The sequence below is a fragment of the Streptomyces sp. NPDC050535 genome (genome assembly GCF_044457665.1).
In the GTDB taxonomy this organism is placed as follows: domain Bacteria; phylum Actinomycetota; class Actinomycetes; order Streptomycetales; family Streptomycetaceae; genus Streptomyces.
This window is the reverse complement of sequence record NZ_JBITHE010000005.1, coordinates 186895-200829: the sequence shown is the minus strand read 5'-3', so window position 1 is coordinate 200829 and position 13935 is coordinate 186895. Positions and strand designations below refer to the sequence as shown.

The window sequence follows — 13935 nt, the reverse complement described above, 5'->3', positions numbered from 1 at the left end:
GCCGTCTCCCACGAGGAGGTGCCGTCATGACCGTCATGGAGCAGCGAGGGGCCTACCGGCCAACGCCGCCGCCCGCCTGGCAGCCCCGTACCGACCCCGCGCCGCTGCTGCCCGACGCGCTGCCCTACCGCGTGCTCGGCACCGACGCGGCCGCCCGGGTCGACCCCGCCCTGCTGCACCGCCTGTACGCGGAGCTGGTGCGCGGGCGCCGCTACAACACGCAGGCCACCGCCCTCACCAAGCAGGGCCGCCTCGCCGTGTACCCGTCCAGCACGGGCCAGGAGGCCTGCGAGATCGCCGCGGCGCTCGTCCTGGAGGACCGTGACTGGCTCTTCCCCAGCTACCGCGACACCCTCGCGGCCGTCGCCCGGGGCCTGGACCCCGTTCAGGCGCTCACCCTGCTGCGCGGCGACTGGCACACCGGCTACGACCCCCGCGAGCACCGCGTCGCCCCGCTGTGCACGCCCCTGGCGACCCAGCTCCCGCACGCCGTGGGATTGGCGCACGCCGCCCGCCTCAAGGGCGACGACGTGATCGCCCTGGCGATGGTCGGCGACGGCGGCACCAGCGAGGGCGACTTCCACGAGGCGCTGAACTTCGCCGCCGTCTGGCAGGCCCCGGTCGTCTTCCTCGTCCAGAACAACGGCTTCGCCATCTCCGTACCGCTCGCCAAGCAGACCGCCGCCCCGTCGCTGGCCCACAAGGCCGTCGGTTACGGGATGCCGGGCCGCCTGGTGGACGGCAACGACGCGGCGGCCGTGCACGAGGTGCTGAGCGATGCCGTGCGCCACGCGCGCGCGGGGGGCGGCCCGACGCTCGTCGAGGCCGTCACGTACCGCGTCGACGCCCACACCAACGCCGACGACGCCACCCGTTACCGAGGCGACTCCGAGGTCGAGACCTGGCGCGCGCACGACCCGATCGCGCTCCTGGAGCACGAGATGACCGAGCGCGGGCTGCTCGACGAGGACCGGATGCGGGCCGTGCGCGAGGACGCCGAGACGATGGCCGCGGATCTGCGCGAGCGGATGAACCAGGACCCGGTGCTCGACCCCATGGACCTGTTCGCCCACGTGTACGCCGAGCCCACACCGCAACTGCGCGAGCAGCAGGCGCAACTGCGCGCGGAGCTGGCGGCCGAGGCACACGGCTCGGCCGAGGCATCCGGCTCAGAGGGAGCCGGGCGATGACGACCGTTGCCCTGAAACCCGCCACCATGGCGCAGGCTCTCGGGCGCGCGCTGCGCGACGCCATGGCCGCCGACCCCGCCGTCCACGTCATGGGCGAGGACGTCGGCACCCTGGGCGGCGTCTTCCGGGTCACCGACGGGCTGGCCGAGGAGTTCGGCGAGGACCGCTGCACGGACACACCGCTCGCCGAGGCGGGCATCCTCGGGACGGCCGTCGGCATGGCCATGTACGGGTTGCGGCCGGTCGTGGAAATGCAGTTCGACGCGTTCGCCTACCCGGCGTTCGAGCAGCTGATCAGCCATGTCGCCCGGATGCGCAACCGCACGCGCGGCGCGATGCCGATGCCCATCACCATCCGCGTCCCCTACGGCGGCGGCATCGGCGGCGTCGAGCACCACAGCGACTCCTCCGAGGCGTACTACATGGCGACTCCGGGCCTCCATGTCGTCACGCCCGCGACGGTCGCCGACGCCTACGGTCTGCTGCGCGCCGCCATCGCCTCCGACGACCCCGTCGTCTTCCTGGAACCCAAGCGGCTGTACTGGTCGAAGGATTCCTGGAACCCGGACGAGCCGCCGGCCGTTCAACCGATAGGCCGCGCGATGGTGCGGCGTTCCGGCCGGAGCGCCACACTCGTCACGTACGGGCCGTCCGTGCCCGTCTGCCTCGAAGCCGCCGAGGCGGCCCGGGACGAGGGCTGGGACCTCGAAGTCGTCGACCTGCGCTCCCTGGTGCCGTTCGACGACGAGACGGTGTCGGCTTCGGTACGGCGGACCGGGCGTGCGGTCGTCGTACACGAGTCGGGTGGGTATGGCGGGCCGGGCGGGGAGATCGCCGCGCGGATCACCGAGCGCTGCTTCCACCACCTGGAGGCGCCGGTGCTGCGCGTGGCCGGGTTCGACATCCCGTATCCGCCGCCGATGCTGGAGCGGCACCACCTGCCTGGCGTCGACCGGATCCTGGACGCCGTGGGGCGTCTGCAATGGGAGGCGGACAGCTGATGGCCCAAGTGTTGGAGTTCAGGCTTCCCGACCTCGGGGAGGGACTCACCGAGGCGATGATCGTCCGCTGGCTGGTCGAGGTCGGCGAGGTCGTCGTCGTCGACCAGCTCGTCGTCGAGGTCGAGACCGCCAAGGCGATGGTCGACGTCCCCTGCCCGTACGGCGGTGTGGTCACCGCCCGGTTCGGCGAGGAGGGCGCGGAACTTCCCGTGGGCGCACCCCTGCTGACCGTCGCCGTGGGCGCGTCCGCCGACGGGGAGAGCGACGAGGGAAGCGACGAGGGATCCGGGAACGTGCTGGTGGGATACGGCACGGGGGCGCCTCCGGCACGGCGCAGGAGGGTCCGGCCCCCGGACACGACGGGCGCGCCGGCCTCGCGCCGGCCTGGGACTCCCCCGGGCACGCGGGTGGAGGCGGACGGTGTGACGGTCGCCCCGAACGGGGGGCGTGACCTCACACGGGCCGGAGGCGGTTCCGCCGCGCCTTCCGGCGACGGGGACCACACGGTCACCGAGGGCGGGTACGGGCCGGGTACGCATACCCGGCGACCGGTCAACGGTGATCACGGCGGCGCGGCCACGCGCGGGGACGGCCCCGTGCCGGTCATCTCTCCGCTCGTACGGCGGCTCGCGCGTGAAAACGGCGTGGATCTGCGCGAGTTGGAGGGTTCGGGGCCCGACGGGCTGATCCTGCGGGCGGATGTCGAGTACGCGCTGCGCGCGGCGGCGACGGGTCACGCACGGATGCCCGCCGCGGACCCCCTCCTGGCACCGGTCGTCGGACACGGTCCCGTCGCTCCTCTCGGCGCACCCCTTTCCCGGTCCCCGCAACAGCCGGCGAACGGGGTACCCGGCTCGGCCGGCACCCCGCACGGCACCCGCGTGCCCCTGCGAGGTATCCGCGGTGCCGTCGCCGACAAGCTCTCCCGCAGCCGTCGGGAGATCCCCGACGCGACCTGCTGGGTGGACGCCGACGCCACGGAACTCATGCGGGCGCGCGTGCGGATGAACGACGCGGGCGGCCCGAAGATCTCCCTCATCGCCCTGCTCGCCCGGATCTGCACCGCCGCGCTGGCCCGTCACCCGGAGCTGAACTCGACGGTCGACATGGAAGCGCGCGAAGTCGTCCAACTCGACCAGGTGCACCTGGGTTTCGCGGCGCAGACCGAGCGGGGACTCGTGGTACCCGTCGTACGGGACGCGCACGCCCGTGACGCGGAATCGCTGAGCGCGGAGTTCGCGCGGCTGACCGAAGCCGCGCGGACCGGGACACTGACACCCAGGGAACTCACGGGCGGCACCTTCACGTTGAACAACTACGGGGTGTTCGGTGTCGACGGCTCCACGCCGATCATCAACCACCCCGAGGCGGCCATGCTGGGCGTCGGCCGGATCGCCCCCAAGCCCTGGGTGCACCAGGGCGAGCTGGCCGTGCGTCAGGTCGTGCAGCTCTCGCTCACCTTCGACCACCGGGTGTGCGACGGCGGCACGGCAGGCGGGTTCCTGCGCTACGTGGCGGACTGCGTGGAACAGCCGGCGGTGCTGCTGCGGACCTTGTGACCGCCCCCGTCCACATGCCGCTCAGGGGGTGGCAATGATCCTTCGGACACCCATACTCGGGGGATGAACGCGTACGAGGCACCGGGTGACCCCGGCGCCCCTCTCCCGTACGACGCCGTCGTGCTCGCCGGAGGAGCCGCCCGGCGGCTCGGCGGGGTGGACAAACCCGCGGTGCGGGTGGGCGGCCGGGCGCTGCTCGACCGGGTGCTCACCGCCTGCGCCGACGCCGCCACCACCGTGGTCGTGGCCGACCCCCGGCCGACCGCTCGCCCCGTCCTGTGGGCCCGGGAGGACCCGCCCGGCGGGGGACCGCTCGCCGCGCTCGACGCCGGGCTGCGGCACACCACCGCCGAGTACGTCGTCGTGCTCTCCGCCGACCTGCCGTTCCTGACCGCGGGGACGGTGGGGCGACTGGTGGAGGCACTTCGGGCGAGCGGCACCGGTCCGGTGGATGCCGGAGGGAAACCGGGTGTCGCCGGTCCGGTGGATGCCGGGCGGAAGCCGGGCGTCGCCGACACATGGGACGCCGGAGAAAAGTCCGGTGCCATCGAGCCGGCGGGTACCGAAGGGAAGCAGACCGGCCCCGACGGCGTCCTGCTCGTCGATCCCGAGGGCAGGGACCAGCCACTCGTGGCGGCTTACCGAGTACGGTCGCTGCGGCGGGAGTTGGACGCGTTCACCGCCGATACGTCCACCGGTGACTCCGCCGCGGGCCGGACTCTGGCCGGGCTGCCGCTCCGGAAGCTCACCGCCGCGCTCGATCTCATCAGAATCTCCGACCCCGTCGCGTCCTTCGACTGCGACACCTGGGACGACATCGCCGCCGCCCGGGCACGTATCAGGGAGCATGGGCACGTGTTGGATGAATGGATTTCCGCAGTCAAGGACGAACTCGGCATCGATCTGGACGTCGACATCAGCGTCCTCCTCGACCTGGCTCGCGACGCCGCGCACGGGGTGGCCCGGCCCGCGGCGCCGCTGACCACGTTCCTCGTGGGGTACGCGGCCGCCCGGGCGGGGGGAGGCCCCGAGGCGGTGGCCGAGGCCGCGCGCAAGGCCGCCGCGCTGGCGCTCCGCTGGGCCGACGAGGAGGCCGCCGAAGCCAAGCCGGAGACGGGCCCCGCGGACGGAACCGGTGCGGGGCCCGTCTCCGGGCCGGACGCCGGATGACCGCCGCGCGCGGTACCCGGGACAGCCAGGGCGCCGGCGACCTCGACGACCTCGCGGTGGAGGAGGCGCTGGCGCTGGTCAAGGAAGGCAGCGCCCGAGCCTCGGCCGAGCCGGGCCCCGGCGACAGGGCTGCCCGAGGCGGCTCCCGTGCGCCCTCCGCACCCGTCTCCACCCCGCCGGGCGAACCTCGCGCGCACGCCCCCCGAAGCGGCCACGGAGACCAAAGCGTCGGCGGCCACAGAGACCGCAGCGGCAGCGGCCACGGAGACCATCGTGGCGGTGACCACGGCGTCCGTCACGAGGCCACCCCATGGCCCGAGGCCCGCACCACCGCCGAGCGAGCCGCCGGTTCCCTCCCCCGCCCCGCCCCCGTGTCCGTACCGCTGGACGCCTCCCTCGGCCTGGTCATCGCCGCCCCCCTCACCGCGCTGACGGACCTCCCCCCGTTCGACACCTCGGCGATGGACGGCTGGGCGGTCGCCGGGCCCGGCCCCTGGAACGTGCGCGAGGAAGGAGTGCTCGCGGGGCACGCGCAGCCCGCGGCGCTCACCGACGGCGAGGCGGTGCGGATCGCCACCGGGGCGCGTGTCCCACAGGACGCCACCGCCGTACTGCGCAGTGAGCACGGGCGCGGCGACGACAAGGGGCGGCTGCACGCGGCGCTCCCCGAGTATTCCGGCTCCGCCGCTGCCCGGGTGGCCCCCAACGTCGTGCACGGGCAGGACATCCGCCCGCGTGGCCAGGAGTGCCGCAGCGGCGACCAGCTCCTGCCGGTCGGCGCGCTGGTCACGCCCGCCGTGCTGGGTCTCGCGGCGGCCGCCGGGTACGACACCCTCGCCGTCATCCCCCGGCCGCGTGTCGAAGTCCTCGTGCTGGGCGACGAGTTGCTGACCGAGGGGCTGCCCCAGGAAGGGCTGATCCGGGACGCTCTCGGCCCGATGCTGCCGCCCTGGCTGCGCGCGCTCGGCGCCGAGGTCATCGCGGTGCGCAGGCTCGGTGACGACGCCAAGGCCCTGCAACGGGCCATCACCGGCTCCGCGGCCGGCCTGATCATCACCACCGGCGGTACCGCGGCCGGTCCCGTCGACCATGTCCACCCCACCCTGGGGCGCATCGGCGCCGAACTGCTCATCGACGGCGTCAAGGTGCGCCCGGGCCACCCCATGCTCCTGGCCCGCACCAAGCCGGACCAGTACCTCGTCGGCCTGCCTGGCAACCCCCTGGCGGCCGTCTCCGGGCTGCTCACGCTCGCCGAACCCCTGCTGCGCGTCCTCGCCGGACGGGCGGCGGCGGAGTCGTACACGCTGCCTTTGAAAGAAGCTGTGCAGGGGCACCCGTACGACACGCGGCTCGTCCCCGTCGTCCTGCGCGCCGACCGGGCGGTGCCGCTGCACTACAACGGACCTGCGATGCTGCGTGGCATCGCGGCGGCCGACGCCCTCGCGGTCGTACCACCGGGCGGGGCACGTGCGGGTCAGGAGCTGGAGCTGCTCGATCTGCCCTGGGCAGCAGCAGGAATCGGAGTGTGTTTCACGTGAAACTTCCGGGCCACGACGCGATGGCCCGCCAGGCGGACGAGCACCTCGTGACCCATCGGGTGAAACTCCCGAGGAACATCGTGGAACGCCCGATCCGCCAGGTCGGCAAGCGGGTGGCGATCGCGCTGCTGGTGCTCGCGGCCACGGCGTTCATCGTCTGGGCCGACCGTGACGGCTACACCGACAACTCGGACGGTTCCGTCGACCTTCTCGACGCGTTCTACTACGCGACCGTCACCCTCTCCACCACCGGATACGGCGACATCACCCCGGTCAGCGACGGCGCCCGGCTCACCAACATCTTCCTCATCACACCGCTGCGCGTGCTGTTCCTGATCATCCTGGTCGGCACCACGCTCGAAGTCCTCACGGAACGCACCCGCGAGGAATGGCGGCAGAACCGCTGGAGGGCGGCCTTGCGAGATCACACCGTTGTTGTCGGCTTCGGTACCAAGGGGCGGTCGGCCATAGAGACGGTCTGCGCGACCGGGTTGAAGAAGGAACAGGTCGTGGTGGTCGATCCAAGCTCCAAGGTGGTCGACGCGGCTACGGCCGAGGGGTACGCGGGGGTCGTCGGGGACGCGACGCGCAGCGAGGTGCTGGACCGGGCCGAGGTGCGCAAGGCGCGGCAGATCATCATCGCCACCCAGCGGGACGACACGGCCGTGCTGGTCACGCTGACCGCGCGGCAGCTCAACAGCGGGGCGAAGATCGTCGCCGCCGTGCGGGAGGAGGAGAACGCGCCGCTGCTGCGCCAGTCCGGTGCCGACGCCGTGATCACCAGCGCCAGCGCGGCCGGGCGGCTGCTCGGGCTCTCCGTGCTCAGTCCCGCCGCGGGCATGGTCATGGAGGACCTCATCCAGCAGGGCAGCGGGCTCGACATCGTGGAGCGGCCGGTCGTCAAGGCCGAGGTGGGCAAGGGCGTACGGGAGACGGACGACCTGGTGGTGAGTGTCGTACGAGGCCATCGGGTGCTCGGATACGACGATCCGGCCGTCGGGACACTCCAGTTGACGGACCGGCTCATCACCATCATGCGGGTGACGCCGGGCACCCAGGTGGCACCCGACGTCCAGCGCCTGCGCATGGACCAGCACAGGCTTTAGCGCTCGCGCAGGGTCACTTGCGGTTGTAGAGCCGCATCGTGATCGGTCCGAAGACCAGGATCAGCAGGCCCGCCCAGCCCAGTGACCAGGCGACCTCGGCGGCCGGCCAGTCGCCTGCCATCAGGCCGCGGACCGCCGAGGAGACGTGGGTGATGGGGCTGTTGTTGACGAAGGCCTGAAGCCAGCCGGGCATGGTCTTCGGGTCGACGAAGACGTTGGAGAGGAAGGTCAGCGGGAAGATCACCATCATGCTGACGCCCATCACCGACTTCTCGGTGCGCAGCAGCAGTCCGAACATGGTCCAGATCCACGAGAACGCGAACGAGAAGACCAGCAGCAGCACGATGCCGGCGAGTACGCCGAGGACCCCGCCGTCCGGGCGGTAGCCGAGGATCACGCCGACGACGAGCATCACGATCGATGCCATCGTGTAGCGCAGGGCGTCGCCGAGGAGATAGCCGACCATCACCGACGGCCGCCAGATCGGCAGCGTGCGGAAGCGGTCGAAGACGCCCTTCTCGATGTCCGTGTTGACCGAGACACCCGTGTACATGGTGATCATCACGACCGACATCACCAGGATGCCCGGCAGCAGGAACTGGATGTACTCCTTCGGCGATCCGGCCAGCGCACCGCCGAAGAGGTACGTGTACATCAGCACCATCATGATCGGGAACGCGGTGACGTCGAAGAGCTGCTCCGGCACGTGCTTGATCTTGAGGATCGCCCGCCAGCCGAAGGTCAGCGACGCCGACAGGGCGCTGGGCCGCGGCGGGCGTTCCTTGCTGATGAGGAGCTCGGCCAGCGACTCGGCGCTGACGGGGGCGAGTTCCTGGTTCTCGGTGGTCGTCGCGGTGCTCATACCGCCGCCTCCTTGTCCATCGTGTCGTCGGCCGCGGGAACCTCGGGGTCGGTCACATGTCCGGTGAGGGCGAGGAAGACCTCGTCCAGGCTCGGCTGGCCCAGCGAGAAGTTGTCGACGACCACGCCGGTGCGGGCCAGCTCGGCGAGTGCGCGCGCCGCCTGTTCCGCCGCGCCCCGGCCGTTGGCGGCGCCTCCGCCGACCCGGGCCGTCAGCGCCACCGGGTCCGGCTCGAGCTTGACCTCGGCGTCCAGGGTGAGGCGCAGCACCTCCCGCGCCTGCGGGCGCTGCGCCGGATCGCGCAGCCGCAGATGTACGGAACCGGCGCCGACGGACGCCTTCAGCTCGCCCTTCGTGCCCTCGGCGATCACCTTGCCCTTGTCGATCACCGCGATCCGGGACGCCAGCTGGTCGGCCTCGTCCAGGTACTGCGTGGTGAGCAGCACGGTGGTGCCCTGGGCGACGACCGCGCGCACGATGTCCCACACCTGGTTGCGGCTGCGCGGGTCGAGGCCGGTGGTCGGCTCGTCCAGGAAGAGCAGGTCGGGGGTGTTGAGGATGGAGGCGGCGATGTCGATGCGCCGCCGCATGCCTCCCGAGTAGTGCTTGACCTGCTTTCCCGCCGCCTCGCTCAGCCCGAATGCCTCCAGGAGCTGGGCGGCGCGGATGCCGGCGGCCCGCTTGTGGTGTCCGAGGAGGCGGCCGAGCAGCACCAGGTTCTCGCTGCCGGTCAGGTCCTCGTCCACCGACGCGTACTGGCCGGTGAGGCTGACTCTGGAGCGCACCTGGTCGGCCTCCCGTACGACGTCGTGGCCGAAGACGTGCGCCTGGCCGCCGTCGGGGCGCAGCAGGGTGGCCAGCATCTTCACGGTGGTCGTCTTGCCGGCGCCGTTCGGCCCGAGGACGCCGTAGACGGTGCCGGCCGGTACGGCGAGGTCGACGCCGTCGACGGCCCGGGTCTCGCCGAACGTCTTCACCAGACCCGCGGTCTCGATGGCCAGACCGGAGGCCGGTGTGCTCGGTGCGCTGAGTGCGCTCATGTCTCGGAGTCCTTCCGGGGACGGGGGCTACGCAAGGGAGACCGGTGCGGTGACGCGAACTCATCGCCCGCGGCCTGGGCAGTTCGCGCAGGTGTCCGTCTCCGCCGTTCGCACAGTCGTCCGCGGCCACGTCTCGCCGGCTTTGCGGTCTCTTTGCCTACACCGTGCCTCTACCGGCGGATCCGCGCATCCCGATTACCGCGGGCGCACGCCCCGATAACCGCGAGGAGTAGCGTCCCTCTCATGTACGCGATCACGATTCCTGAACCTGGTGGGCCCGAGGCGCTGGTGTGGGACGAGGTCCCGGATCCGGTGGCCGGTCACGGCGAAGTGCTGGTCGAGGTGGTGGCCAGCGCCGTGAACCGCGCTGATCTGCTGCAACGGCAGGGCCTCTACAATCCGCCGCCCGGCGCGTCCCCGTACCCCGGTCTCGAATGCTCGGGCCGCATCGTCGAGATCGGCGCCGGTGTCTCGGGGTGGGCGGTCGGCGACGAGGTGTGCGCACTGCTCTCGGGCGGCGGGTACGCGCAGAAGGTCGCGGTTCCGGCCGGGCAGCTGCTGCCCGTGCCCGAGGGTGTCGGCCTCCGGCAGGCCGCCGCGCTGCCCGAGGTGACCTGCACCGTCTGGTCGAACGTCTTCATGGTGTCCCATCTCCGCCCCGCCGAGACCCTGCTCGTGCACGGCGGCTCCAGCGGCATCGGCACCATGGCGATCCAGCTGGCGAAGGCCGTCGGCGCGAGGGCCGCGGTCACGGCGGGCACCAAGGAGAAGCTCGACTTCTGTGCCGAACTGGGCGCGGACATCCTCGTCAACTACCGCGAGCAGGACTTCGTCGAGGAGATCGAGCGGGCCACCGACGGGGCGGGCGCCGACGTCATCCTCGACAACATGGGCGCCAAGTACCTGGACCGCAACGTCAAGGCGCTCGCCGTCAACGGACGGCTCGCGATCATCGGTATGCAGGGCGGCATCAAGGGCGAGCTGAACATCGCCACCCTCCTCAACAAGCGCGCCGCCGTCACCGCGACCTCGCTGCGGATCCGCCCGCCGGCGGAGAAGGCGGCGATCGTCGCGGCCGTACGCGAGCACGTGTGGCCGCTGATCGCCTCCGGTCACGTCCGCCCGGTCGTCGACCGTGAGCTGCCGATGGACGACGCGGCGCAGGGCCACCGGGTGCTGGAGGAGAGCGGACACATCGGGAAGGTGCTGCTGGTCGCTCCCTGAGGAGGGACCCGACCGCCTTCGGCCGGTCCTTCGGCCGGGGCTTCCGCCGACCCCTCGGCCGGGGCTTCCACAGAGCCCCGGCCGAGCTCGAAGCCGAGTGGCTGAAGCCGGGCCCCGGCCGCGCCCGGCCGAGCTGAAGCCGAGAAGCGGATGCCGGGCCCCGCGCGGCGGTTTCGGCCGAGCCCTTCGTCCAGCCTTCAGCCACGCCGGAACCGCAGGGCGAGGAACGCCAGGCCCAGCCCCAGCCCGATGAGTATGAGCCCGCTGCCCAGGGGCACGATCCGGAGCACCGGTTCCGGGGCGATCCCGGGGCGGACGACGATCTGCCGTACGGGGATCGCGGCCTCCCGCGGCGGCTGGGAGGCCGCGCTCGCGTCGAGGCGGCCGGGGACGGCGGGGTCGCGATCCGCGTACGTCGGCATCGCGGCCTCGCCCTCCGGCTGCCGCCCGGGCCGCTGACGGCCCTCACCCGGATGGCTCCCCGCACGGGAGGGGTCGCCACTGGGCTCGGGGGCGTACAGAACGGCGTACGGAGCCGCATGCGGGCCGGCGGGCGACGCGGCGTACGAAAGAGGCGCGGCCCCGATCGTCAGGGCCGGCAGCAGTCCCACCACGCGCAGCGCACGGAGCCATGGAGTCACGCCGGTGACCCCCTCCCGGTGAGGAGTCCATGATCAGTGGGTCAAGCCTCACATGTCCCCTTTGCCCCGGCATCTCGGCCGGTCCCTCCGCGCCGGTGTCCTGGCCGACGGGCGGCCCGACGGATGCCGCGGTGGACGGGTGCGAGACAATGGGCGGCATGGAGATGCCGAGGAACGAACGGTCGCCGGAGAACCCACAGATCCTGGTCGTGGGCCAGGACGGAATGGCGCTCGGCGGCGCCGGGGACGAGGACTCCCGCGAGATCCCGGTGACGGAGATGGTGGAACAGCCCGCCAAGGTGATGCGCATCGGCAGCATGATCAAGCAGCTGCTCGAGGAGGTGCGCGCGGCACCTCTGGACGAGGCGAGCCGCGTCCGGCTGAAGGAGATCCACGCGAGCTCCGTGAAGGAGCTGGAGGACGGTCTGGCCCCCGACCTGGTCGACGAGCTGGAGCGTCTCTCCCTTCCGTTCACGGACGAGGGGATCCCTTCCGACTCCGAACTCCGCATCGCGCAGGCACAGCTGGTCGGCTGGCTGGAAGGCCTCTTCCACGGGATCCAGACCACCCTCTTCGCCCAGCAGATGGCGGCGAGGGCCCAGCTGGAGTCGATGCGCCGCGCCCTTCCGCCGGGCGTCGGCGGCGCCGAGGGAGACGAGAACCCGCACACGGGCGGACCGTACCTGTAACCCCGGGCGACACCCGCACAACGAAACGGGCCCGGCACGAAAGTGCCGGGCCCCTCGCATCTCAGAAGCAGATCCGGAGCAGACAGATCCGGAGCAGGTAGGTCAGGAGCAGTTGAGAAGCAGACCAGGAGAAGGCTCGGGACCGGGCGGAATCAGGACGGGTTGCCCGTCGACACCTTCAGCTCGATATCGGGCATGTCCCGGGGGTCGACGTCCGTGCCCTCGGAGGGGAACTGGTCCATGATCGTGCCCTCGCCGTACGTGTTCTCGTCGACGTACTCGATCTTCATCTTCCAACCCGCGGCCTGGAAGCAGGACTTCACCGACTTGATGTACCGGTAGGAGAAGTCCGGGACGCGGATCTTGGTCTCGTCGTTGTACGACTCCTGCGGCTCCGTGCACTTCTCCGTCTCGATCGTCTTCGTCGTGTCCGGACCCCGGTGCCCGGCCACCACGGACGGCGACCGGCTGGCATCGCCGCCGCCCTTGTCGTCGTCACCGGACCCGTTCTGGAGCAGCAGCGCCGTGATCAGGCCGCCGACCGCGACGAGCGCGACCGCGATCGAGCCGACGACAACCCCCTTGCCGCCCTTGCGGCCGCCCCCGGAGCCGCCCGGCTGGGGGGTCGGGTACTGAGGCGTCAGGTTGTACGGCGGCGGGGTGGAGACGCCCTGCTGCGGGGAGTACGCCGAGGCCCCCGGCGGCGCCAGATAGCCGCCCTGCTGCGGATAGCCGTACGACGGCGCCGGCGTCGGGTTCGGCGTGTGGGGCGACACGGGAGTCGGCGGACCGTAGGGACCCGGCTGGTAGGGCATCTGCACCGGACCGGGTGCGGGAGCGGCCTGGTCGACGGGCGGGAAGACCGCGGAGGAGACGCCCGCGCCGCTCGGCGTCTGGGCGCCCGGCACGATGCTCGGCGCGGTGCCGTGCAGCGACTGCGCGACGCGCAGGCACTCGTCGCGCATCGCCTCGGCGCTGGGGAACCGCTCGTTCGGGTTCTTCTTCAGCGCGCGGCTGACCAGCGCGTCCACGGCCGGAGGCAGCGAGCGGTTGACCGAGGAGGGCGCGACCGGCACCTCCTGGACATGCGCGTAGGCGATGGCCAGCGGCGAGTCCGCCTCGAAGGGCAGCCGCCCGGTGGTGAGTTGGAACAGCATGATGCCGACGGAGTACAGGTCGGACCTGGCGTCCACGGCTCTGCCGAGGGCCTGCTCGGGCGAGAGGTACTGCGGCGTGCCGACGACCATGCCGGTCTGGGTCATCGAGGTGACGCCGGACTGCATGGCGCGGGCGATGCCGAAGTCCATCACCTTGACGACGTTCCGCTTCGTCATCATCACGTTGCCCGGCTTGATGTCCCGGTGGACCAGGCCCATCTCGTGGCTGATCTCCAGGGCCGCCAGCACGTCCGCGGTGATCCTGAGGGCCTTGTCCGCCGGCATGGCGCCGTAACTCGCTATGTCCTGGTCGAGCTCCGAGCCGAGCGGGCGGCCCTCGACGTACTCCATGACGATGTACGGCGTCGTCATGCCGTCCAGGACGTCCTCGCCGGTGTCGAAGACCGAGACGATGTTCGTGTGCGTGAGCTTCGCCACCGACTGGGCCTCGCGGCGGAACCGCTCACGGAAGGCCTGCTCGCGGCCGAGCTCGGTGTGCAGCGTCTTGATCGCGACCTGGCGGTCGAGTACCGAGTCGTACGCGAGATGCACCGAGGCCATGCCGCCCTCGCCGAGCAAGTCGCGCAGTTGGTAGCGGCCGCCGGCGACCGCACGCCCCGCATACCGGCCCTGTGCGCCGTCCTGGCTCATCTTCTGCGTCCCCCATCGGCGCGGCGGCAGCGGCTTGTTCGCTCCCGCGGTCCGTGACTCGATGACTCGATTGTGATGATCGGTGAGGTGATCGGTGGTGCGATCTG

At 71.8% G+C, this 13935-nt stretch carries 12 protein-coding genes; 8 read left to right on the top strand and 4 right to left on the bottom strand.

Translation table 11 applies throughout. The annotated features are described in order from the left end of the window. The first annotated feature begins 26 nt into the window (after nt 1-26). The 6 genes from pdhA (at nt 27) to ACIBLC_RS14005 (ending at nt 7564) form a co-directional block, all read left to right on the top strand. Nucleotides 27-1190: a pyruvate dehydrogenase (acetyl-transferring) E1 component subunit alpha gene (gene pdhA, locus ACIBLC_RS14030; protein WP_399211153.1), complete on the top strand. Its 1164-nt coding sequence runs from the start codon at nt 27-29 to the stop codon at nt 1188-1190. After that, complete coding sequence (locus ACIBLC_RS14025) at nt 1187-2191, top strand: alpha-ketoacid dehydrogenase subunit beta (protein WP_399211150.1); 1005 nt, start codon at nt 1187-1189, stop codon at nt 2189-2191. The genes pdhA and ACIBLC_RS14025 overlap by 4 nt, the downstream gene beginning before the upstream one ends. Next, entirely contained in the window at nt 2191-3750 is a 1560-nt protein-coding gene (locus ACIBLC_RS14020; RefSeq protein ID WP_399211149.1) for a dihydrolipoamide acetyltransferase family protein, read from the top strand. Before ACIBLC_RS14025 ends, ACIBLC_RS14020 begins: the two co-directional genes overlap by 1 nt. Nucleotides 3751-3813: 63 nt before the next feature. Further along, nucleotides 3814-4920 (top strand): NTP transferase domain-containing protein, encoded by a 1107-nt coding sequence (locus ACIBLC_RS14015; protein ID WP_399211148.1) that lies wholly within the window; start codon nt 3814-3816, stop codon nt 4918-4920. Further along, nucleotides 4917-6458, top strand: a complete 1542-nt coding sequence (locus ACIBLC_RS14010) for a molybdopterin molybdotransferase MoeA (RefSeq protein ID WP_399211147.1) — start codon at nt 4917-4919, stop codon at nt 6456-6458. The genes ACIBLC_RS14015 and ACIBLC_RS14010 overlap by 4 nt, the downstream gene beginning before the upstream one ends. Then, nucleotides 6455-7564, top strand: coding sequence for a potassium channel family protein (locus ACIBLC_RS14005; RefSeq protein WP_399211145.1), 1110 nt, complete (start codon nt 6455-6457; stop codon nt 7562-7564). The genes ACIBLC_RS14010 and ACIBLC_RS14005 overlap by 4 nt, the downstream gene beginning before the upstream one ends. A gap of 13 nt (nt 7565-7577) precedes the next feature. On the opposite strand, the gene ACIBLC_RS14000 is transcribed toward ACIBLC_RS14005, so the two are convergent. Next, the gene (locus ACIBLC_RS14000; RefSeq protein WP_399211144.1) at nt 7578-8426 is read right to left on the bottom strand and encodes an ABC transporter permease; all 849 of its coding nucleotides are present in this window, start codon (nt 8424-8426) and stop codon (nt 7578-7580) included. Continuing rightward, nucleotides 8423-9466, bottom strand: coding sequence for an ATP-binding cassette domain-containing protein (locus ACIBLC_RS13995; protein WP_399211142.1), 1044 nt, complete (start codon nt 9464-9466; stop codon nt 8423-8425). Before ACIBLC_RS13995 ends, ACIBLC_RS14000 begins: the two co-directional genes overlap by 4 nt. 243 nt (nt 9467-9709) lie before the next feature. Here ACIBLC_RS13995 and ACIBLC_RS13990 point away from each other — a divergent pair, with 243 nt between their 5' ends. Next, nucleotides 9710-10690, top strand: a complete 981-nt coding sequence (locus tag ACIBLC_RS13990; RefSeq protein ID WP_399211140.1) for an NAD(P)H-quinone oxidoreductase — start codon at nt 9710-9712, stop codon at nt 10688-10690. Nucleotides 10691-10887: 197 nt separating this feature from the next. Here ACIBLC_RS13990 and ACIBLC_RS13985 read toward each other — a convergent pair whose 3' ends face one another. Next, the gene (locus ACIBLC_RS13985; RefSeq protein ID WP_399211139.1) at nt 10888-11331 is read right to left on the bottom strand and encodes a hypothetical protein; all 444 of its coding nucleotides are present in this window, start codon (nt 11329-11331) and stop codon (nt 10888-10890) included. A 158-nt stretch (nt 11332-11489) separates the two neighbouring features. On the opposite strand from ACIBLC_RS13985, the gene ACIBLC_RS13980 reads away from it, so the two are divergent. Beyond that, on the top strand, nt 11490-12020 hold the full coding sequence (locus ACIBLC_RS13980; RefSeq protein WP_399211138.1) for a bacterial proteasome activator family protein: 531 nt from the start codon (nt 11490-11492) through the stop codon (nt 12018-12020). Between the two features lie 152 nt (nt 12021-12172). Here the strand turns inward: ACIBLC_RS13980 and ACIBLC_RS13975 are convergent, their stop codons facing one another. Next, nucleotides 12173-13828 carry a protein kinase gene (locus tag ACIBLC_RS13975; RefSeq protein ID WP_399211137.1) on the bottom strand — a complete coding sequence of 552 codons (1656 nt, stop codon included), beginning with the start codon at nt 13826-13828 and terminating at the stop codon, nt 12173-12175. Nucleotides 13829-13935: the final 107 nt, after the last annotated feature.